At 50.5% G+C, this 16912-nt stretch carries 14 protein-coding genes; 13 read left to right on the forward strand and 1 reads right to left on the reverse strand.

Features of this window, described 5'->3' with window-relative positions:
* The first annotated feature begins 300 nt into the window (after window positions 1-300).
* The 12 genes from DWZ44_RS00160 (at window position 301) to DWZ44_RS00215 (ending at window position 13100) form a co-directional block, all read left to right on the forward strand.
* Complete coding sequence (locus DWZ44_RS00160; RefSeq protein WP_117509129.1) at window positions 301-1296, forward strand: asparaginase; 996 nt, start codon at window positions 301-303, stop codon at window positions 1294-1296.
* A gap of 333 nt (window positions 1297-1629) precedes the next feature.
* A complete protein-coding gene (locus DWZ44_RS00165; RefSeq protein ID WP_191892600.1) occupies window positions 1630-1902 on the forward strand; it encodes a hypothetical protein in 273 nt (90 codons plus the stop codon).
* 48 nt (window positions 1903-1950) lie between these two features.
* A complete protein-coding gene (gene pcp, locus DWZ44_RS00170; RefSeq protein WP_117804011.1) occupies window positions 1951-2595 on the forward strand; it encodes a pyroglutamyl-peptidase I in 645 nt (214 codons plus the stop codon).
* 139 nt (window positions 2596-2734) lie between these two features.
* A complete protein-coding gene (locus tag DWZ44_RS00175; protein ID WP_055218301.1) occupies window positions 2735-3217 on the forward strand; it encodes a LeuD/DmdB family oxidoreductase small subunit in 483 nt (160 codons plus the stop codon).
* Window positions 3218-3222: 5 nt separating this feature from the next.
* Window positions 3223-4473, forward strand: a complete 1251-nt coding sequence (locus DWZ44_RS00180; protein WP_117509127.1) for a 3-isopropylmalate dehydratase large subunit — start codon at window positions 3223-3225, stop codon at window positions 4471-4473.
* A gap of 45 nt (window positions 4474-4518) precedes the next feature.
* Entirely contained in the window at window positions 4519-5010 is a 492-nt protein-coding gene (locus tag DWZ44_RS00185; protein WP_022462500.1) for a LeuD/DmdB family oxidoreductase small subunit, read from the forward strand.
* 18 nt (window positions 5011-5028) lie between these two features.
* Complete coding sequence (locus DWZ44_RS00190; RefSeq protein WP_117509126.1) at window positions 5029-6276, forward strand: 3-isopropylmalate dehydratase large subunit; 1248 nt, start codon at window positions 5029-5031, stop codon at window positions 6274-6276.
* 34 nt (window positions 6277-6310) lie between these two features.
* Complete coding sequence (locus tag DWZ44_RS00195; RefSeq protein ID WP_117509125.1) at window positions 6311-7837, forward strand: Na+/H+ antiporter NhaC family protein; 1527 nt, start codon at window positions 6311-6313, stop codon at window positions 7835-7837.
* Window positions 7838-8167: 330 nt separating this feature from the next.
* On the forward strand, window positions 8168-9940 hold the full coding sequence (locus tag DWZ44_RS00200) for an ABC transporter ATP-binding protein (protein ID WP_158554957.1): 1773 nt from the start codon (window positions 8168-8170) through the stop codon (window positions 9938-9940).
* A 2-nt stretch (window positions 9941-9942) separates the two neighbouring features.
* A complete protein-coding gene (locus DWZ44_RS00205) occupies window positions 9943-11841 on the forward strand; it encodes an ABC transporter ATP-binding protein (RefSeq protein ID WP_117509123.1) in 1899 nt (632 codons plus the stop codon).
* Window positions 11842-12090: 249 nt separating this feature from the next.
* On the forward strand, window positions 12091-12783 hold the full coding sequence (locus DWZ44_RS00210; RefSeq protein ID WP_242991102.1) for a YoaK family protein: 693 nt from the start codon (window positions 12091-12093) through the stop codon (window positions 12781-12783).
* Window positions 12784-12818: 35 nt separating this feature from the next.
* Window positions 12819-13100: a hypothetical protein gene (locus tag DWZ44_RS00215; protein ID WP_022462506.1), complete on the forward strand. Its 282-nt coding sequence runs from the start codon at window positions 12819-12821 to the stop codon at window positions 13098-13100.
* Between the two features lie 99 nt (window positions 13101-13199).
* On the opposite strand, the gene DWZ44_RS00220 is transcribed toward DWZ44_RS00215, so the two are convergent.
* Window positions 13200-14087, reverse strand: coding sequence for a LysR family transcriptional regulator (locus DWZ44_RS00220; RefSeq protein WP_117509122.1), 888 nt, complete (start codon window positions 14085-14087; stop codon window positions 13200-13202).
* Between the two features lie 253 nt (window positions 14088-14340).
* Between DWZ44_RS00220 and DWZ44_RS00225 the strand changes: the two genes are divergently transcribed.
* On the forward strand, window positions 14341-16881 hold the full coding sequence (locus tag DWZ44_RS00225) for a heavy metal translocating P-type ATPase (RefSeq protein WP_117509121.1): 2541 nt from the start codon (window positions 14341-14343) through the stop codon (window positions 16879-16881).
* Window positions 16882-16912 lie beyond the last annotated feature (31 nt).

Below are 16912 nucleotides of genomic sequence, written 5' to 3' on the forward strand. Positions count from 1 at the left end.
ATCAATACGAAGATCCCGCAAGCAGAGCGCAGATCAGCGTCAGACCGAAAACAAGAAGAAAAGAATAAAGATATGGATGACCGGGATGATTTTCATGATTCATAGGAAGCCTGGCTTTCTGAATGTAAAATTCGTAGATAAGGATTTTCTGTGTCTAAAATTCAGTATAGCAAACGGAATTTTTCGCGTCAATGGAAAGGATTGGTTTCTCGATTTCCAAATTCATCATTTACGCCGTCCCCAAAGTCTGCTAAGATAAAGAAAACTTGTTACCAAACGAGAAAACAGGAGTGATTTACATTGAAAAAGATTTTATTTATCGCAACCGGCGGCACAATCGCTTCGAAGAAGACGGAAAATGGTCTGACTCCGCAGATTACGCCGGAGGAGTTATTGTCTTATATTCCGGAGGTGGAAGGCCTCTGTGAGATTACGGCGGTGAATCCGTTTAATCTGGACAGCTCGAATGTGGTTCCGGAGAACTGGAGCACGCTGGTGAAAGTGGCGAAGGAGCATTACGAGGATTACGACGGTTTCGTCATCGCGCACGGAACTGATACGATGGCGTACACCGCGGCGGCGCTTTCCTATATGATTCAGAATTCGGAAAAGCCGATCGTCATCACCGGAGCACAGCGGCCGATCAATTTGGATATCACGGATGCAAAGACAAACCTGTCCGATAGCTTTTATTACGCCTGTGATGATGCATCCCAGGGTGTACAGATTGTGTTCGACGGAAAAGTCATCGCGGGAACGCGCGCGAAGAAGGTGCGGACGAAGAGCTACAATGCCTTTTCCAGCATCGATTTCCCGTACCTTGCGGTAATACAGGACCGCAGGATTCTGCGGTATCTGCCGATGCTGCCGTATGAAAAGCCGGTTCGTTTTTATGAAAACTTAAGCGATAACGTTTTTCTCTTGAAACTGATCCCGGGAATCAGCCCGGTATTGCTTCCGGCGATTTTTGAGCACTACGATGCGATCATTGTGGAGAGCTTCGGTGTCGGCGGTATTCCGGCGAGCATCAAGGAGCCGTTTTACGAGCTCTGCCAGAAGTACCCGGAAAAACTCATCATCATGTGTACCCAGGTTTCTCACGAGGGAAGCGATATGACCGTCTATGAAGTCGGCCATGAGATGAAAACCCTGTGCAACATTCTCGAGTCATACGATATGACCCCGGAGGCAGTCGCAACTAAAACCATGTGGCTTCTCGGCAACCGTCCGGATGATCATGAGAGCCGGGAAAAAGCATTCTATAAACCGATCAACTACGATACGGTCTGGAAATAAGAAAAAGAAAGACGGCAAAAAGGCTGTCACGGTCCGCAGGAAAGAAATGTTTCTGCTGGCTGTGAACGCCTCTTTTTCTTTTTGAGGAAAAAGAAATTTTCTGCAAAATTTTCAGACAGTACGGACGCAAAATTGATTTTTATTGGAAGAATTGTGCAAATTTCATAGAAAAATCAGAAACAGGTTGATATCTTTTGAACATTTTAGTAGAATTGAATTCATGATGCAGTGCGGAAAACGGCGGATTTTGGATGACGAATCCAACCGCTGGTTACAGTTACAACATATGTCGATATCGAGGAGACACCGACCGGCATCCGCTTAAAGAAGTATATGGAGAAATATTTCGATCCACGGATTTATATCGCAGGAGAGCTTGGCATCGGACTGAATTCGTGCTCGAACTGCCTCGGCAACTGCTACATTGAGGATGAATCCGCGTATGGAACTTTCCACGTAGGGCTTGGACGCAATATCGCGCTCGGCGGCGTGCAGAATGCGAAAGGCCACTTCGACCTGGTCTGCCGGGAACCCGATATTTTTACCGATAACCGTCAGATTATGGACCGGGGAAAGATTATTGCACCCGAGCCTGTGTTATACTAAAGGACAGAACCAGGAGACAAAAATTAAGAGACAAAAGGAGAAAAGACGATGAAAGTTTTATTAACAGGATTTGACCCATTTGGAGGAGAGAGCGTGAACCCGGCATTCGAGGCCATCAAACTTCTGCCGGATACCATCGCCGGAGCAGAGATCGTAAAAGTTGAGATCCCGACCGAGTTTACCAGAAGTATTTCCTGCGTGGAAGCAGCCATCAAAGAGCACAATCCGGACGTTGTCATCAATGTCGGACAGGCAGGCGGACGCGCATGCGTAACCGTAGAGAAAGTCGGCATCAACCTTGCAGACGCAAGAATCCCGGACAACGCCGGAGAGCAGCCGTCCGATGAACCGCTGCAGGCAGACGGCCCGACCGCATACTTTGCAACGATTCCGGTCAAAGCAATGGTTCAGAACGTCCGCGAACACGGCCTTCCGTGCCACGTATCCTTCACCGCAGGCACCTACGTATGCAACTGCGTCATGTACAATGTGCTTCACCTGTGCGCAACGAAATATCCGAACATCCGCGCAGGCTTCATCCACGTACCGTTCGCATGCGAGCAGGTAGTCGGAAAAGCAAGCACCATGGCAAGCATGCCGCTGGAAACGATTGCAAAATCTCTGGAATACTGCATCGAGGCAGTCGTAACCAACAAAGAAGAAGTAGAAGAAGCAATGGGAACTACCCACTAAAACAGACTTTCAGACCGTCGTACCGGAATTTTGGTGCGGCGGTCTGCTTTTTTTGCTATTTTCTCTTTTGCAAACTATATCTTTTGTGATACAATAAGATTCGTCAGAATTTTTATGCGAAAGGAACGAAAGAAAGAAAATGGAACAGGGTAAAATTTTTAAATTTCATAATGACCTTGATACAGACCAGATCATCGCATCCCAGTATCTGCTTCTGCCGAATCTGGATGAGATGAAAGGTCATGCGTTTGAATCGTTAGATCCGGACTTTGCAAAAAAAGTAAAACCGGGAGATTTTGTCGTAGGAGGAGAAAACTTTGGCTGTGGTTCCTCAAGAGAGCAGGCACCGGGCGTTTTAAAGGCACTTGGTGTACAGGCTGTTATCGCAAAATCCTTTGCCAGAATCTTTTTCCGCAACGCCATCAACATCGGTCTGCCGGCGATTGTCTGTAAAGACCTGCCGGATGCCGTAGAAGACGGGGACACCATGGTCCTCCATATGTCCGAGGGAACCGCAGAGGTGAACGGCAAAACGTACACCTGCACCAAACTGCCGGAATATATGCAGAACATACTGAATCAGGGAGGCTTGATTGCCTCTTTGAACCGCGAGGAGGAGTAAGAACCATGGGAATGACAATTGCAGAGAAAATTATCGCCGCTGCAGCCGGCGTTCCGGAAGTAAAACCGGGAGATATCCACACCGTAACACTGGATCGTCTGATGAGCAACGACGGAACAACTCATCTGACGGTTGATATGTACCGCAACAAATTAAACCACCCGCACATTGCGGATCCGAAAAAGCTCGTTTTCATCGTCGACCACAACGTGCCGTCCGACAGCCCGAAAACAGCAGCATCCCAGAAAAAGATGCGTGATTTTGCAAGAGAGAACAACATTGACTTCTGGGAAGGAAAAGGCGTATGCCATCAGGTGATGATCGAGAACTATGTCCGCCCGGGCGAGCTGATCTTCGGCGCTGACAGCCATACCTGCTCTTACGGAGCACTCGGCGCATTCGGCACCGGTGTCGGCTGTACCGATTTCCTGTACGGCATGGTAACGGGAACTTCCTGGGTACTCGTACCGGAAAGCGTAAAATTCAATCTTGTAGGAAAACTGCCGGAGGGCGTTTATGCGAGAGACCTGATCCTCACCATCATCGGCGAGGTCGGCGCAAACGGATGCAACTACCAGGTGATGGAGTTTACCGGTGAGGGTGCAAAAACGCTGAGCATCAGTGACCGTATGGCACTTTGTAATATGGCAGTCGAAGCCGGCGCCAAGACCGGTATCTTTGAGGCAGATGAGAAAGCCATGGAATACCTGAAAGAGCACGGAAGAGAGCCAAAAGAAGTCTTCCACAGCGACCCGGATGCAAAATACGTCCGAGAGTATACCTTTGACCTCTCCAAAGTCCGCCCGGTTGTTGCAAAGCCAGACTTTGTGGACCGCGTTGTTCCGGCAGAGGAAACGTGCGGAACGCCAATCAATGAGGCATTCCTTGGTTCCTGCAACAACGGAAGAATCGAAGACCTCCGTGTCGGCGCAGAGATCATCCGCGGAAAGAAGGTCGCAGAGGGTGTCCGTTTCCTCGTTGTTCCGGCAAGCCAGACGATCTACCGTCAGGCATTAAAAGAAGGCATCATCGACACCTTCATGGAGGCCGGAGCCATCGTCATGAACCCGAACTGCAGCGTCTGCTGGGGAAGCTGCCAGGGTGTCATCGGCGAGAACGAAGTGCTGATCAGCACCGGAACCCGTAACTTCAAGGGCCGTGCCGGTCATCCAAGCTCCAAAGTATACCTGGGATCCGCTGCTACGGTAACCGCATCCGCGATTGCCGGAAAGATTGCGACGGCAGATCAGATCTGACCATTTTCTTTGAGGGATACATAATATTTTTGGGAGAATAAACATATGGAAGCATTTACAGGAAAAGTATGGGTGCTTGGAGACGATATTGATACCGATATCATTATCCCGACCGAGTATCTTGCTTTAAAGACAATTGACGATATGAAACAGTACGGCTTTTCCCCGCTCCGCCCGGAACTGGCCGGACAGATCGAAAAGGGCGACATCATCGTGGCAGGAAAGAACTTCGGCTGCGGCTCCTCGAGAGAGCAGGCACCGGAGATCATCAAGGCGCTCGGCATTTCCTGCGTTATCGCGAAATCCTTTGCTCGGATCTTTTTCCGCAACTCCATCAATAACGGCCTTCTTCTGATCGAGCAGCCGGATCTGCACGATGATATCAAAGAGGGCGACACCATCACCGTCAAGATGAATGAGCATGTTGATTACAACGGAAAAACATACCCGATCGCAGCTCTGCCGGAGAACCTGATGGATATCATTCAGGCAGGCGGCCTGGTAAAGGCAATGCGCAAGCGCAACGGATTGGATTAAGAGCGGGAGGAAGAAACGATGGGCAATACAGTAATTGAAAAAATCATCCGCCACAACACCGGAAAAGACGTAAAACCGGGCGACATTGTGACGGTCAACGTGGACAGAGTCATGATTCATGATATCTTCATCCCGTTTGTCGGCGATAAATTCGAGGAGATGGGCTTTACCAAACTGTGGGACCCGGATAAAGTCGTTCTGATCTACGACCACCTCGTTCCGACAAGCCAGGTGGACGATACGAGACATTTCCACAAAGGCGATGAATTTGCAAAGAAATATGGCATGAAAAACGTACACAGAAGCGACGGAATCTGCCATCAGTTAATGACAGAGGCAGGTTACGTAAAACCGGGCGACGTTGTTTTCGGAACCGACAGCCACACGACGACATACGGCTGTGTCGGTGCATTCTCTTCCGGAATCGGCTACACAGAGATGGCGAGCATCCTTGGAACGGGTACGATGTGGATCAAAGTGCCGGAGACGATCAAAGTTGTCATCGAAGGCGAGCTGCCGAAAAATGTGATGTCAAAAGACATTATCCTGCGTCTGATCGGTGACCTCGGTGCAGACGGCGCAACGTACCGCGCACTGGAGTTCTCAGGAAGCACCGTAGAAAATATGACCGTGGCAAGCCGTATGACGATTGCCAACATGGCGATCGAGGCAGGTGCCAAATGTGCACTTTTTACCCCGGATGAGAAGACCGCAGAATACTGCGAGATCGAACTCAATGACTATCAGAAGAGCTTAAAAGGCGATGAGGATGCAAAATATCTGTGCACCATCACCTACCGCGCCGAGGATTTTGTGCCGGTTATGGCATGCCCGTCCCAGGTAGACAAGATCCGTGATACCAGCGTTCTCGAGGGAACCCCGATCGATCAGGTCTTCATCGGTTCCTGTACGAACGGCCGTCTCGAGGATCTGCAGGCGGCAGCCGAGGTTTTAAAAGGCAAAAAAGTAGCCGACTACGTAAAACTGATCGTAACACCGGCAAGCCGCAAGATTTATCTGCAGGCAAGCAAAATGGGCATTCTCGATACACTGGCAGAGGCAGGCGCCATGATTACACATCCGGGATGCGGCCTGTGCTGCGGAAGAGCGGGCGGAATCCTCTCTGACGGCGAGCGTGTTGTAGCAACGAACAACCGAAACTTTCTTGGAAGAATGGGTACTTCTAAAGTTGAAATTTATCTGGCATCTCCAAAGACAGCGGCAGCATGTGCAGTAGCTGGAAAAATTGTGACGCCGGAAGTGTAAACGAACTTAACAGCAGAAAGGGAAAACAGACGACATGAATGGTTCAATGTTTATCGGAACCTGGTGGGCACTCGTCCCGCCGCTGCTTGCAATTCTGCTTGCATTTGTCACAAAAGAAGTTTACAGTTCCCTGTTCATCGGATCGGCAGTCGGTGTCCTTTTGTACACCGGCTTCCATCCGTGGGATGCGTTCACAAGCTTCTTTGAAATTTTACGGAACAGCATGAACATCAACATTCTGATCTTCGATATCCTGCTTGGCATGGTTGTCGTGCTGATGGCGAAATCCGGCGGCTCAGCGGCGTATGGAAAATGGGCGGGGACGAAGATCAAAACGAAGCGGAGTGCGCTTCTGGCAACGATGGGGCTTGGTGTTCTGATTTTTGTGGATGACTATTTCAACTGTCTGACAGTCGGCTCTGTCATGCGCCCGGTCACGGACAGCCACAAGGTTTCCCGCGCGAAACTCGCATACATCATCGACTCCACCGCAGCGCCGATCTGTATTATCGCGCCGATCTCAAGCTGGGCGGCAGCCGTCAACTCGTATGTGCCGGCGGATGCGGGAATCAGTGGATTCCAGCTGTTTCTGCGGACAATTCCGTATAACCTGTATGCGATCCTTACAATTGCGATGGTCTTTTACATCTGCTACACCGGCTTTGATTTTGGTCAGATGAAGCTCCACGAGGATAATGCCGCCAAAGGTGATCTTTTCACGACCGGAGGCGAGGAGTTTGAGCAGGTTTCCGAGCAGGAGGTCAATCCGAACGGAAAAGTCATCGACCTCGTGCTCCCAGTTGCCGTGCTGATTGTATCAGCGATTGGAGCGATGGTTTACACTGGCTTCCTCGGCGGCGCGGACAATGTGATTTCCGCGTTCGCAGGATGTGATGCAGAGACGAGTCTGATTTTTGCCTCCGTCGTGACGATCCTGTTTATGATGGCGCTGTATCTGCCGCGGAAGGTCATCACCTTCAAGAGCTTTATGGACAGCCTGTCCGAGGGCTTCAAGCTGATGGTTCCGGCGGTTACGATTCTCGTCTTTGCGTGGACCTTAAAAGGCGTCGGTGATGCGATGGGCCTGGCCCAGTTTGTCGGAAGCGTCGTGGGAGACCATGCATCCGCAAGTATTTTTATCCCGGTGGTGCTGTTCGCCGTGGCGGTGTTCCTTTCCTTTTCGACGGGAACCTCCTGGGGAACGTTCGCGATTCTTGTGCCGATTGCAACGGGCATGTTCGCCGCCGGAACAAATCTGGAGATGATGATTATCTCGGTATCCGCCGTCCTGGCAGGGGCGGTCTGCGGTGACCATATTTCGCCGATCTCGGATACGACGGTTATGTCAAGTGCGGGTGCGCAGAGCAACCATCTGAACCACGTATCGACGCAGATGCAGTATGCGGCCGTTACGGCGTGTGTCTGCCTGGTGGGATATCTGATTGCAGCCGTGACCAGAACGTGGTGGATCACACTTGGCGTCAGCCTTTTTCTTCTTTTGGCTGTTTTAACCGGAATGCGCAGATTTTGCGCAAAAAAAGCGGAAAACGGCAAAAAATAAAAAAGAAAACAGAAAAACGCGTGAAATGCTTGACGGGAGAGAAAAAGAACCGTATACTAAAAAATAGAACAAACATTCACAGGACAACGGTGTCCTGCAAAGAAGAAGCGGAACGCTTTTGGAGCAGGAATGTGAATTGGAACAGAAGGAATTGGATTTTTCAAAGTCCAGTTCCTTCTGTTTATCTCTGTTAAAATTGCATCGGAGCTGTGAAATGCAGGAGAAGAAAGGAGGCATTCCGGGGCGAAAACGCTTTGGAAAAGGGAAGGACTGTTATGGTCAGAAAGATCATAGCAGACAATGGCAAAAACAAAAAGAGGGAGAAAATATATGATATTTGGAAAGTACATTAACAAATACTACCTGAAGAATGCGCCCATTCTGATTCTCGGTCTTGCAGCGCTGATTCTCGTAGATTATTTCCAGCTTTTCATACCGGAGCTGTACCGCATGGTCATCAACGGCATGAACGGCGACCCTGTTCTGGTCAACGGCCAGGCGGCGGTGTTTGATATGGAATTTCTGCTGGATCAGGTCTGCCGGCCCATGATTATTACCATTATCGTCATGGTAGTCGGCCGTTTCCTGTGGCGAGTCTGCTTTTTCGGCTCCGCGATCCGCGTGGTGACCGATCTTCGTACCTGCATGTTCGCGCACAGCAAGGAGCTGTCCCAGGAGTATTATCAGGTCAACAAAGTCGGAAACCTGATGAGTCTTTACACGAACGATCTCGATACCGTGCAGGAGTGCTTCGGCGACGGTATTCTGATGTTCTGCGATGCGCTGTTTTTAGGCCTGCTTGCCGTGATCAAAATGTGGCGCATGAACCACTTCCTGACCGGCCTTTCCATGATCCCGATGGCATTTCTGATGGCCGCCGGCACAACGCTCGGCAAATACCTGATGAAAAAGTGGGAAGAGCGCCAGGCGGCCTTTTCCGAGCTGTCCGATTTCGCGCAGGAAAACTATTCCGGTCTTGCTGTCATCAAAGCATTCGTCAAAGAGACGAAAGAGCTGATGATGTTCCGCAGACTGAACCGCGAGAACGAGGACATCAACGTAGAATATACCAAAATTTCCACACTGCTGAACATTATGGTAACGCTGTTCGTCGAGTCCGTCATCTGCGTAATCTTAGGCTACGGCGGCTATCTCGTTTACTGCGGAAGCTTCGACGCCGGCCAGCTTGTCGAGTATATCGGCTATTTCTCGGCCGTTGTATGGCCGATCATGGCGGTCTCCATGCTGATTGAGAAGACATCCCGTGGAAAAGCGTCCTTAAATCGTATTACGGAACTGCTTGACGCAAAAGTCGATGTGAAGGACCGCGGCGGTGTGCAGGATCTGCCGTTCATCCATGGAAAAATCGAGTTCCGCAATCTGACCTTCCGCTATCCGGACGGGGAGTACGATGTGCTGAAAAACGTATCGTTTACCATTGAGCCGGGCGAGAGTGTCGGCATCGTCGGAAAGACCGGTTCCGGAAAAACGACCATCGTCGATCTGCTGCTCCGCACCTACAACGTGCCGGACGGAATGCTGTTTATTGATGACCACGATGTCAACACCGTTTCCATTCACTCCGTGCGTGAGGGCTGTGCCTACGTGCCGCAGGACAACTTCCTGTTCTCCGACACGATTTCCGGCAATATTTCCTTCGCCTTTGATGACGAAAACCAGGAGGCCATTGAGGATGCGGCGATGATGTCCGATGTCCATGACAATATCGCAGAGTTCAAAGAGGGCTACCGCACCGTTCTTGGCGAGCGCGGTGTGACGGTTTCCGGCGGACAGAAGCAGCGAATCTCGATTGCGCGTGCGCTGATGAAACACGCACCGATTCTGATTCTCGACGATTCCGTCTCTGCGGTCGATACCAAAACAGAGCGCACGATTCTCGACAATCTCAAAAAACGTGAGGGACTGACGACAATTCTGATCGCACACCGGATTTCAACGGTGGAGCAGATGGACAAGATCGTGTTCGTCGAGGACGGAGAAGTCCATGCAGTCGGAAAACACGAGGATCTGTACCGGACCTGCACGGCGTACCGCAAGATGGTCGATCTGCAGAAACTTGAAGAGGAAGCGGGGGAGGAGTAGAAATGCACAATTATTATCCGATTCTCTGGGTCGGCGCGATCATCGGCGTGATTTCCACCCTGCTGATTGTGGCCGCGTTTGTAGTGAAAGATGGAGAAAAAGAAACCGGCTTTGAGCGGAACATGAAAGACAGTGAAATCATGCAGCGTCTGATGGATTACGCAAAGCCGTTTTACCGCCAGTTTATCGTTGTTGGTTTTCTGATGCTGTTTTCGATCGCGTACGATATCATTTCGCCGCTGATCGTCGGCAAAATTGAGGAGCTCGTCGTTGGAAAATTCGCGCTGAATGCCCTGTTTCTGTGGGTAGCGGGCTATGCGGCAATCCTTCTTGTCTCGATGGCGTGCACGTATTTCCAGGCCGTGATTCTGCAGAAGACGGGTCAGAAAATTATTTCCAATATGAGGGAGGATCTGTTCGTCCACATCGAGCGCCTTTCCCACGAGCAGTTAAATGAGATTCCGGTCGGAAAGCTTGTCACGAGAACGACAAACGATACGAACGCGATTTCGCTGATGTTCACCAACCTTCTGGTCAATCTTCTGAAGAACTTCTTCGTGATCATCGGTATTCTGATTGCGATGCTGTTTCTGAACTATGAGCTGACGCTGATGGTGCTCTGCTTCGTGCCGTTTATCATGCTGTTCTCGATTATTTTCCGCAAATTCTCGCGAAGAGCACACCGGAAAGTAAAAGACTGTACTACGGACATCAACACGTATCTGTCGGAGAACCTTTCCGGTATGAAAATCACACAGATCTTCAATCGCGAGGATGCCAAGATGCGCGAGTTTACCGACAAGAGCAACGCACTCGGCCGCGCACAGCAGGAGCAGATTTTCGTGTTTGGTATTTTCCGTCCGCTCGTCTACATGCTGTATATCAGCTCCGTGCTCTGCCTTTTGTATTTAGGCGGCAAGGGCTATCTGGAGGGAACGTCGTTCCTCGGCCAGACGCTTACCAGCGGTATGATCGTCAGCTTTTACATGTATATTTCAAAATTCTTCAACCCGATCCAGAACCTGGCGGAGCAGTTCAACTGGCTGCAGTCCGCATTTGCATCCGCCGAGAAAGTATTCTCGATTCTGGATCTCGAGCCAAAAATGCAGGATGCGCCGGATGCGATCGAGCTTACCGACATCAGGGGCGAAATTGAGTTCCGCGACGTATGGTTTTCCTATATCCCGGGCGAGTGGGTGTTAAAAGGCGTTTCATTCCACGTCAACCCGAAAGAGACAATCGCATTTGTGGGTTCCACCGGTTCCGGAAAATCGACGATTCTTTCCCTGATCTGCCGGAACTACGAGTTCCAGAAGGGTGAGATTCTGATCGACGGCATCGACATCCGAAAGATCAAGATCGATTCCCTGCGGAAAAAATTCGGCCAGATGCTGCAGGATGTCTTCCTGTTCTCGGGAACGATCCGTAGCAACATTATTCTCCGCGAGGAGGGGATTTCCGATGAAGAGATCATGGACGTCTGCCATTACGTGAATGCTGACCAGTTTATCAACAAGCTGGATTACGGCCTCGACGAGCCGGTGCGGGAGAGAGGAAACAACTTCTCCGCCGGACAGCGCCAGCTTCTCTCGTTTGCGCGTACCATCATCCATAAGCCTTCGGTCATGATCCTTGACGAGGCGACGGCGAACATCGACACCGAAACCGAGCTTCTGATCCAGGATTCCATGGAAAAGATGAAGAACATCGGAACGATGCTGATCGTAGCGCACCGTCTTTCGACGATCCAGCATGCGGATGAGATTATCGTACTGTCCCACGGAAAAATCGTGGAGCATGGAACGCATCAGGAGCTTTTAACAGCGCAGGGAAGATATTACCAGCTCTACACGCTGCAGTACCACCGCGAGCAGAGTGAGAAACAGAGAGGAAGAAAGTAAGAAAATTTTAGAACAATAAAGACAATTTACAAAAAGGGAGAAATTTTGTTTGTGCAAAGTGACAAAATTTCTCCTTTTTTTACGGTGTATCATATTAAAATGATTTTAAATCAATATAGTCATATGAAAAATATATGAGCATAATACGATATCCGTTTTTCCATCTCAAAAAGCGGGCGGTTATAATAAGGGAAGCAAAACGGCAGGCACCAAAAAGCCGGGCCGTCTGTTGAAAGAAAGGGAAAATTTATGGAAAAGAAAGCAAGCCTTGTAGGACGCCTGCTCTCGGAAAATCAGATGTCGGAAGCATTTATCAACAGTATGTTTCTGGCGCTGTCCGGCGGTTTTCAGGATGCCTACACGTACAATTGCAGAGATGAAGTATTCTCAAATGCCCAGACGGGAAACGTTGTGCTGATGAGCCAGAACTTTCTGGAAGGAAACTTTACGGCAGGTCTTCGGTATCTCTTCCCGATCCTCTTTTTTGCGATGGGTGTATTTCTGGCAGAAAATTTCCAGGAGCATTACCGGTATGCAAAGAGGCTGCACTGGCGGCAGGTACTTCTCGCGGCGGAAATTGTGATCCTTGCGATCGTCGGATTTATTCCGTCTTCTTATAATATGCTCGCGGCGATGCTTGTATCGTTTGCGTGCGCGATTCAGGTACAGACCTTCCGCAAGGTCGGCGGTTATTCGTATGCAAGCACCATGTGCATCGGAAACCTGCGAAGCGGAACCGCAGCGCTGTCTATGTATATGCGGGATAAGAAAAAAGAACAGCTCCGTCAGGCCGGATACTATTTCGGCGTGATTCTGGCTTTCGCCATCGGCGCCGGAATCGGAGGCGTGTTCTCCATGCTGTATGGAATCCATGTAATCTGGATTTCCTGCGGACTTCTTCTGGTGAGCTTCCTTCTGATGTCACTGGAAAAGTACCGCTGAGAAATAAGAGAGAGTGAAGAAAGAAGGCTGAAAAAATGGAAGTATTTCTGGAGTGCTGTATGACACTATTCTTTTCAGCGGCCATGCTGCTGCTGATCGTCCGCCTGGCAAAGGGTGAGGAGAAAAACATGATGTTTGCGCGTGTGTTCTCCCTGGCGTCCAACGTCGGTTTCTGGATTGGAATTGTCCGCATCGCTGTGCTGAACCGGAGCGGATTTCTGATGTTCTTCTACATCACAGGCGCAATGCTTTCCTACACGGCGATGGTATTTGCCATGCCGCATAAAAAAGAGCAGATTGCCGGACAGCAGGCATAAATAAAAAAGAGACCCTGTATACGGGAAGGATGGAGCAGCGATGTTCCGTCCGCCGGTAGACAGGGTCTTTTTCTGTTTCAAACAAAAGTTCATAAAATCTTATACGCGTTCCAGAAGCTCCTCGATCAGCTCTTTTGCCGCCGCGTTCTGGTGCTGCCGCGGGTTGATGATAAGACAGATTTCACGTTTGGGGGCCTCCTCGATGAGCGGAATCCGACAGACGGTACGGCTCTTTAAGGCATCGCGTGCCAGCTCCTCCGGATAAAATCCGATGCCGAGGTTATACTCGACCATAGGAAGAATCTGATCCGTTGTCGCCGCCTCCATATCGGGGTGGAAGGCGAGGTTGTGATTCAGAAAGTACTCGGCGTACAGCTCCCGCGTGCCGGTGTCTTTGGCAAGCGAGATAAAAGGATATTCTGACAATTCGCCGAGATGATGCGGCTCTGCGGAAAGGGATGCATATTTCGATCCGCCGATCAGAATTTCCTGGAATGGGAAAATCGGGATCTTGTGCAGCGGTTTGCGGATTTCCACCGGGCTTGTGACGACTGCGAAGTCGACCAGACCGTTTTCGAGCGCCTGGATGGCCTGCGGCGTCGAGTGGTTGGAGATGCGCAGGCGGACGTGCGGATAGCGGGTGTGGAAGTGCTCCAGGCGGGAGAGCAGCATCAGACGAAGTGCCGTCTCGCTCGCACCGATTGTGATAAGGCCGCTCTCAAGAGACCGCTCAAGAGCCAGCTCCTCCTCAACCGTGCGGAGCTGTTCGTAGGCAACGGCCACACGCTCATACACCTTTTCGCCCTCCGCTGTCAGTGTGACACCCTGGTGGGAACGGATAAAAAGTTTGCAGCCAAGCTCACTTTCCAGATTGTTCATGCACCGTGTGATGTTGGGCTGGTTGTTTTTCAGAATTTCCGCGGCTTTTGTAAAGCTGTGATATTGTGCTACGAAGTAAAAAATGCGATAATAATCATATGTAATCATAAAAACCTCCGAAGGATGAAGAAGAAAAAATCATCCATGATTGCTTCAATATAAAATACATGCGCCGGGTTGTCAAGGGATTTCTGAGGATGGTCCGGCCGGATTGTGCGGGGGATGGCAGAAGAGAAGTGGAAATTTTTTGAAAAAACACTTGCAAAATACCCGGACAGGGTATATAGTGTAGAAGAAAACAAGATACCCCATTAGGGTATATGAAATAGAAAATCCAGAACTACAGAAAGGAAGACATACGATGGAACAGTACAATGTAACCGGCATGAGCTGCGCCGCCTGCCAGACCCGTGTCGAAAAAGCCGTGTCAAAGGTACCCGGTGTCACATCCTGCGCAGTCAGCCTTCTGACAAATTCCATGGGCGTGGAGGGAACGGCCTCCCCGGCAGAGATTATTGCCGCCGTGGAAAATGCAGGCTACGGTGCGTCGAAAAAAGGCGAGAAGGGAAGCACATCACAGTCGGCTTCCACAGCAGAATACGAAGAGATGCTGAAAGACAAGGAAACACCGGTCATGAAACGCCGTCTGTTGAGCTCCGTTCTTCTTTTGATTCCGCTCATGTATTTCTCCATGGGCCATATGATGTGGGGATGGCCGCTGCCGAAATTCTTTGAAGGAAATCACATCGCAATGGGACTGGTACAGCTCCTGCTTACCATTGCGGTCATGGTCATCAACCAGAAATTCTTTATCAGCGGTTTCAAGAGTCTCTGGCATAAAGCACCGAACATGGACACGCTGGTAGCGCTTGGTTCTACCGCATCGTTTGTATACAGCGTCTACGCCCTGTTTGCCATGACGGGAGCGCAGGTACAGGGGGACATGGATGCAGTCATGAGCTATATGCATGAATTTTACTTCGAGTCCGCAGCCATGATTCTGACCCTGATTACCGTCGGAAAAATGCTGGAGTCGATTTCCAAAGGAAAAACGACCGATGCGTTAAAGAGTCTGATGAAGCTGGCTCCGAAGACCGCCGTTCTCTTAAGAGACGGAAAAGAAGTGGAAGTCGGCATTGATCAGGTGAAAAAGGGCGATCATTTCATCGTCCGCCCGGGCGAAAATATTCCGGTGGACGGCGTTGTCCTGGAGGGAACGAGTGCCGTCAACGAATCCGCGCTGACTGGCGAGAGTATTCCGGTGGATAAAGAGGCCGGCGACCGCGTATCGGCGGCGACCTTAAACCAGTCCGGTTTCCTGACCTGTGAGGCGACGAGAGTCGGAGAAGACACAACACTCTCCCAGATCATTCAGATGGTCAGCGATGCGGCAGCGACAAAAGCGCCGATCGCCAAAGTGGCCGATAAAGTTTCCGGTATTTTTGTGCCGGCCGTTATCTGCATTGCACTTGCTACGATTGTGATCTGGCTGTTTGCAGGAGAGAGCGTCAGCTTTGCTCTTGCAAGAGGTATTTCCGTTCTCGTTATCAGCTGCCCGTGTGCGCTCGGCCTTGCAACACCGGTTGCGATCATGGTCGGAAACGGAATGGGAGCAAAACACGGAACGATGTTCAAAACCGCAGTTTCTCTCGAGGAGACAGGAAAAACACAGATCGTTGCACTCGATAAGACTGGAACCATCACAAGCGGAGAGCCGCAGGTAACCGATCTTGTCCCGGCGGACGGTGTAAGTGAGGAGGAGCTTTTAAAAGGTGCCTTTGCACTGGAGCAGAAAAGTGAGCATCCGCTGGCCCGTGCGATTCTTGCACTTGCAGAGGAAAAAGGCCTGGCCCGCGAAGAAGTCAGTGATTTCTCTGCGCTTCCTGGAAACGGCCTTGTGGCAAAACGGAACGGAAAAGAGCTCTGCGGAGGCAACCGCGCACTGATTACGAAAAAAGCGGTTCTCTCGAAACAGATGGAAGAGCAGGCAGCAAAACTTTCCGAAGAAGGAAAGACACCGCTGTTCTTCAGTGAAGACGGAAAGATGCTCGGTATGATCGCGGTTGCGGATGTCATCAAAGAGGACAGCCCGCGTGCGGTGAAAGAGCTGCAGAATATGGGAATCCGTGTCGTGATGCTGACCGGAGACAATGAGCGCACCGCGCGTGCCATCGGCGCTGAGGCAGGTGTGGACGAAGTCATCGCAGGCGTTCTGCCGGATGGAAAAGAAGCGGTCATCAGCCGCCTGAAAGAAAAAGGAAAAGTAGCGATGGTAGGAGACGGCATCAACGATGCACCGGCTCTGACCAGTGCGGATATCGGTATTGCCATCGGAGCAGGAACCGATATCGCGATCGATGCGGCAGACGTTGTCCTGATGAAGAGCCGCCTCTCCGATGTACCGGCAGCGATCCGCTTAAGCCGTGCGACCCTCAGGAACATTCACGAGAATTTGTTCTGGGCCTTCATTTACAATATCATCGGTATTCCGCTGGCTGCGGGCGTATGGATCCCGCTGTTCGGCTGGAAGCTGAACCCGATGTTCGGTGCGGCGGCGATGAGCCTTTCGAGCTTCTGCGTTGTGACAAACGCCCTGCGTCTGAATCTGTTTCGGATGCACGACGCGTCAAAAGATAAAAGAATCAAAAACGAAATTCTAAAGGAGGATCTGAACATGACAACAGAACAGGGAATGGTAAAAACCATGACAATCGAGGGCATGATGTGCGGCCACTGCGAGGCAAGAGTGAAGAAAACACTTGAGGCAATCGAGGGTGTTGCATCCGCAGAAGTAAGCCATGAAAAAGGAACAGCCGTTGTAACACTGACAGCTCCTGTATCAGACGATGTGCTGAAAACAGCCGTAGAGGCACAGGATTACACCGTAAAAGGAATCCAGTAAAACAGGAAACGTTGAGAAAAGGGAAACGCGC

Origin of the sequence: Blautia sp. AF32-4BH (assembly GCF_003460565.1) — a bacterium.
Taxonomy (GTDB): Bacteria; Bacillota; Clostridia; order Lachnospirales; family Lachnospiraceae; genus Fusicatenibacter; species Fusicatenibacter saccharivorans.

Excerpts from the sequence above, each read along its gene's own strand:
- DWZ44_RS00175 (WP_055218301.1), top strand. The coding sequence starts at position 2,735 with ATGGAACAGGGTAAAATTTTTAAATTTCATAATGACCTTGATACAGAC.
- DWZ44_RS00215 (WP_022462506.1), top strand. The coding sequence starts at position 12,819 with ATGGAAGTATTTCTGGAGTGCTGTATGACACTATTCTTTTCAGCGGCC.
- pcp (WP_117804011.1), top strand. The coding sequence starts at position 1,951 with ATGAAAGTTTTATTAACAGGATTTGACCCATTTGGAGGAGAGAGCGTG.
- DWZ44_RS00180 (WP_117509127.1), top strand. The coding sequence starts at position 3,223 with ATGGGAATGACAATTGCAGAGAAAATTATCGCCGCTGCAGCCGGCGTT.
- DWZ44_RS00205 (WP_117509123.1), top strand. The coding sequence starts at position 9,943 with ATGCACAATTATTATCCGATTCTCTGGGTCGGCGCGATCATCGGCGTG.
- DWZ44_RS00190 (WP_117509126.1), top strand. The coding sequence starts at position 5,029 with ATGGGCAATACAGTAATTGAAAAAATCATCCGCCACAACACCGGAAAA.
- DWZ44_RS00165 (WP_191892600.1), top strand. The coding sequence starts at position 1,630 with ATGGAGAAATATTTCGATCCACGGATTTATATCGCAGGAGAGCTTGGC.
- DWZ44_RS00185 (WP_022462500.1), top strand. The coding sequence starts at position 4,519 with ATGGAAGCATTTACAGGAAAAGTATGGGTGCTTGGAGACGATATTGAT.
- DWZ44_RS00195 (WP_117509125.1), top strand. The coding sequence starts at position 6,311 with ATGAATGGTTCAATGTTTATCGGAACCTGGTGGGCACTCGTCCCGCCG.
- DWZ44_RS00225 (WP_117509121.1), top strand. The coding sequence starts at position 14,341 with ATGGAACAGTACAATGTAACCGGCATGAGCTGCGCCGCCTGCCAGACC.
- DWZ44_RS00200 (WP_158554957.1), top strand. The coding sequence starts at position 8,168 with ATGATATTTGGAAAGTACATTAACAAATACTACCTGAAGAATGCGCCC.
- DWZ44_RS00210 (WP_242991102.1), top strand. The coding sequence starts at position 12,091 with ATGGAAAAGAAAGCAAGCCTTGTAGGACGCCTGCTCTCGGAAAATCAG.
- DWZ44_RS00220 (WP_117509122.1), bottom strand. The coding sequence starts at position 14,087 with ATGATTACATATGATTATTATCGCATTTTTTACTTCGTAGCACAATAT.